Origin of the sequence: Moorena sp. SIO4A5 (assembly GCF_010672005.1) — a bacterium.
In the GTDB taxonomy this organism is placed as follows: Bacteria; Cyanobacteriota; Cyanobacteriia; order Cyanobacteriales; family Coleofasciculaceae; genus Moorena.
On sequence record NZ_JAAHHZ010000374.1, the window covers coordinates 1 to 4,629 of the forward strand.

Consider the following 4,629-nt stretch of genomic DNA (forward strand, 5'->3'; position numbering starts at 1 on the left):
TGGTATTTTGCTCACTGTTGTTTGTCTCTTCCTCCCATTCTTGATGGGCAAAGCATGAAGGGGGAACAAATGTAAGAAGCGATGGGGGATGAGAATCAACTGCTCACACTTTTGGGGGAGTTCAGCGAGAATTTCCTCTATATGTAGAATCTGGGCTAATCGGTTTAGTAGCTGATCTAGGTTAGTTTCCCACTGGTCTTTTTTCTCGTAGTAAGTAGTCAGGTACTCATTAAAAGTCAAATCAATAAGGGCTTCCCGCTCTTCAGAAGAAGATTGCCTAACCTGCGGGTGCCAATTTTGAGGGGTGATGATAAAGGTGAGAATCTTATTGTTTGTGATATACCACTGAATAATAGCAGTGTGGTCATCAATGAGGGTTTGGATATCACTAAAGGGAATGGGTTCAACCTGTTGGGTGCATCTAAAACTATCATCTAGTTGGTTGATTTCCTTGAATAACTTATCCTGCTCCTGTTGTAAGCGGTTTAACGTTTGCTGGTTTGTCTTGATAGTTTCGCGGTATTTCTCCTCTGACTCCCGATTTATTGTTAATATCTCTAACTCTCGCTGTATTACTGGGATTTCCTGTCGCAGTTGTTCGAGTTGCTGGCAATGAGTTTGGTGAAGCTCTGGGTTGGGATAGCGATCGCGTTTAGGATATAGGGTTTTGTTAGCTAGGAGTTCTGCTAGGTTTCTGCCTTTGCTACGTTCAACATATTCAATTGCTTCGGTGGGTTTGTTGAGTTCCAGACAGACTTCTACCATGCAGCTGTAAATTTGGTTATATTCTTCAGCCAGTTTTTGTTTGTCTGCTTCGATGCCAGAACCAGAGACGATCTCAACCCGCAGGGATTCTACTGTTTCAATAGCCTCAGCAAAAGCATTGTAGGCGTTGGTAAACTTTTGAGCCTCTTGGTAGACAAACCCAAGGTTAAATTTAGTTTTGGCATGGTTTTGGGGAAAAGCCTCACGGGTGAGTACTTGCAAAGCTGCTTGGGAAGCTTTGATGGCATCTTCGAGGTTGTCAGCCTTCTGACCCCTGATTCTGTATAAGTAGGCATTTCCCAGATTATGTTGAGTGGTTGCCCACTGTTGGGGAAAAGCCTCAGGGGTGAGTACTTGCAAAGCCCCTTGGTAAGCATTGATGGCGGCTTCGAGGTTGTCTGCCTTCTTTCCCCTGATTCTGTATAAGTAGGCATTTCCCAGATTATTTTGAGTGGTTGCCCACTGTTGGGGAAAAACCTCACGAGTGCGAACTTGTAAAGCAGCTTGGGAAGCATTGATGGCGGCTTCGAGGTTGTCTGCCTTCTGACCCCTGATTCTGTATAAGTAGGCATTTCCCAGATTATGTTGAGTGGTTGCCCACTGTTGGGGAAAAGCCTCACGGGTGAGTACTTGCAAAGCTGCTTGGTAAGCATTGATGGCGGCTTCGAGGTTGTCTGCCTTCTGACCCCTGATTCTGTCACTGTAGGCAGTTGCCAGATTATTTTGAGTATTTGCCCACTGTTGGGGAAAAGCCTCACGGGTGTACACTTGCAAAGCCCCTTGGTAAGCATTGATGGCGGCTTCGAGGTTGTCTGCCTTCTGACCTCTGATTCTGTTACTGTAGGCAGTTGCCAGATTATTTTGAGTCCTTGCCCAATCGGTGGGAAAAGCCTCACGGGTGCGCACTTGCAAAGCCCCTTGGTAAGCTGTGATGGCGGCTTCGAGGTTCTCTGCCTTCTGTTCCCTGATTCTTTCACTGTAGGCATTTGCCAGATTATTTTGAGTCATTGCCCAATCTTGGGGAAAAGCCTCACGGGTGTACACTTCCAAAGCATCTTGGAAAGCTGTGATGGCGGCTTCGAGGTTGTCTGCCTTCTGACCTCTGATTCTGTATAAGTAGGCATTCCCCAGATTATTTTGAGTGGTTGCCCAATCGGTGGGAAAAGCCTCACGGGTGCGCACTTGCAAAGCCGCTTGGTAAGCTGTGATGGCTGCTTCAAGGTTGTCTGTCTTCTGACCCCTGATTCTTTCACTGTAGGCATTCCCCAGATTATTTTGAGTCCTTGCCCAATCTTGGGGAAAAGCCTCACGGGTAAAAACAGTGCCAACCAGCTCATAGCCAGTAATGGCAATCTCCAAGTTAGTCGCTCTACTGCCTTGGGGAAACTGTGCAATCAGATTGCTGAAATTGACAATAATCTCTGCGATGCCTTGGGCTAGTTCTGGTTCTACTTCTGCCAGTTTCGCCGTTGCCCAGGCTCGTAACAGCAGTGCCAAGTTATCATCTAGCTGATCTAGGTTTGCTTGCAGTAGGGGATAAACCACTTGCGGGTTGCCGTTGCTTTTTCCAGTTGCCTGCAATACCTCCATCAGCAAGTTAAGTTGTGAGTCGATTGATGACAATCTCAGGGCTTCAGTTAGCTGACCGGCAACATTAGTTAAATATTCAGCAGCATTGTTATTGCCCTTCTCTAACAACAACTCTGCCTCCTGTTGGATTACCTGCACCAACCCCCCATCTACCAAATCCCAGTGGGACTTCAAAATTTCTAGTTCCTTGCCACTGGGACAACTCAGCAGCTCTTGAATCAGATTGCGATAGTCTTGGAGGCGTTCTTCATCCATGGGGCAAAGCAGGTGTTAACCAATAGCTGCTGCGATCAATTATTATTACTTAATTCTATAGTATTCGCCAAGAAGGGTAGTGGTAAAGATGTAGTAATTTGGCTACGGTGTAGTCAAGGTTTCGGGAGTTAAAATCACTACTTGTCTACCACCACCAGCAAACGTTTAATCTGAGTTATGGAAAGCTGACCGCTGACCGCTGACCGCTGACCGCTAAATGCTTACTAGAACTCAATTTAGCTCTGATTCAGCACTGTCAATAGTTCGACGAATCCGTCGTTTGCGCTCACTTTTACGCACACCCCCTGCCATTTCGTATTCAAAGCTGTTTTTGCCATACTTAACAGCAACGGCCAATAGCATTTTCTCACTGATGTCTGTCAATACCTCTTCTGCTTCTAAAAGATTATTATAGGCCGCATCAACAGTTGAGAGGATAGTGTTATAAGTTTCTAATTTTTCTCTCACAGATTGGATAGAAGCTTCCAACTCTTGAATTGTCATACCATTGCCTAAATCGAGCCTAGCGTTAATAGATTTAAGACTAGCAAGTCGCCGTTCTGCATTCATCAATTTTCTTGAACTTCGCTTGAGTCGAGCCATAGATTATCTTGCCATAGTTAAGCTTACATCAACTATAGTGCTCCAAAAAAACTAGCAATGTAATCAGAAAAATCCTCATAAAAACTGGGAGTAATTGATAGAATTTTTTTGAGGCGTTCAGTGAATTTATTGATATAGCGCTATGGGCAAGGGCATCGGGAATCGGAACCCACCCCTAACCCCTCCCAGGAGGGCATCGGGAATCGGAACCCACCCCTAACCCCTCCCAGGAGGGGAACGGGAATCGGGAAAACAATCCCTTGTAAGCTACTCCCTACTCCCTACTCCCTACTCCCTTTGCTATAGCACTGATAAAACAGCAAACTGTACTGGCATGTGAGAAAATAGTACTCGTTAAGAACAAACAGGTGCCTTTTTTTAATACATAAGTACTATTTTATTAGCAACAAGTACTAGTTACTGATAAACGAGTACTGGTATATGAGAAACTAGTACTCGTTAGTGAGAAACGGGTACTCGTTAACGAGAAACGGGTACCCGTTTGTTATACACCAGTACTGGTATGTGAGAAACGAGTACTAGTATGTGAGAAACGGGTACCCGTTTGTTATACATAGGTACCCGTTTGTTATACACCAGTACTGGTTAACGATAAACGAGTACTGGTATGTGAGAAACAAGTACTAGTTAGCGGTAAATAAGTACTCCTGTGATAGAAGTCAGTACCCGGTTTGGTTTGTGGTTGACCGTTGACCGTTGACCGTTAACCAGAGACTTCGGCGTAAGCATTCAGCCGTCAGCTGTCAGCCGTCATATCATGTCCGGTTGAATACTTACAACTCTTTTATCTTCATAACTGCGAGAAACGCTATATATTGACTGAATTATCTCTTATCAAAATATTTTTCATCAAAACTTTATTAAATTAAAGATTGAGTAAAGTTTACTTTTCCTAGCTCAATGAGTACTGATTTATATGTAATAGTATTGTTGGAAAATAAATCAGTCATCAACGTTAACTAGTTCATTGTTGTCATAGTTGCCAACCTAAAGCCGTCAAAGAAAAGACCCCCTCTGGGGATAATAATCAACAATAAACTCTATTTTGATAGAGCGCTGCTTGAGTTCGTAGCGATTTTTCTCATTAGTTTAGTTACTTCCATGCTTAGACTACTTGGCTTGGATGGGTCAGATCATGGTGCTTGCTTATTAAGAGGCTCTAGATTTTAGAATTAATTGATTTGAGCCCCTTGATATTTAGATGATCTGAATTATAGCTTTTCTGGCATTTATGAGGTATGCTTATCAACCTCAAAGTCCCCCTTTTTAACTATCCATTAGGCAAAAGTAGTCGAAACGGTGATAGAGACTAGGATGTAGAAGCAAGTTGTGAACCTTCAAACAAATGGTAGAAGGTCGAAAGCCCTCGCCAGAGAGTTTTCAGGCCAGGTTCAC

Annotated in this window: 2 protein-coding genes; both read right to left on the minus strand. The window is 43.9% G+C overall.

Features of this window, described 5'->3' with window-relative positions; translation table 11 throughout:
• Window positions 1–2,610: tetratricopeptide repeat protein (locus F6K57_RS37290; protein WP_293073355.1), on the minus strand; the 2,610-nt coding region annotated here is incomplete at its 3' end.
• 231 nt (window positions 2,611–2,841) lie between these two features.
• Window positions 2,842–3,180, minus strand: a complete 339-nt coding sequence (locus F6K57_RS37295) for a hypothetical protein (protein ID WP_293053669.1) — start codon at window positions 3,178–3,180, stop codon at window positions 2,842–2,844.
• Window positions 3,181–4,629: the final 1,449 nt, after the last annotated feature.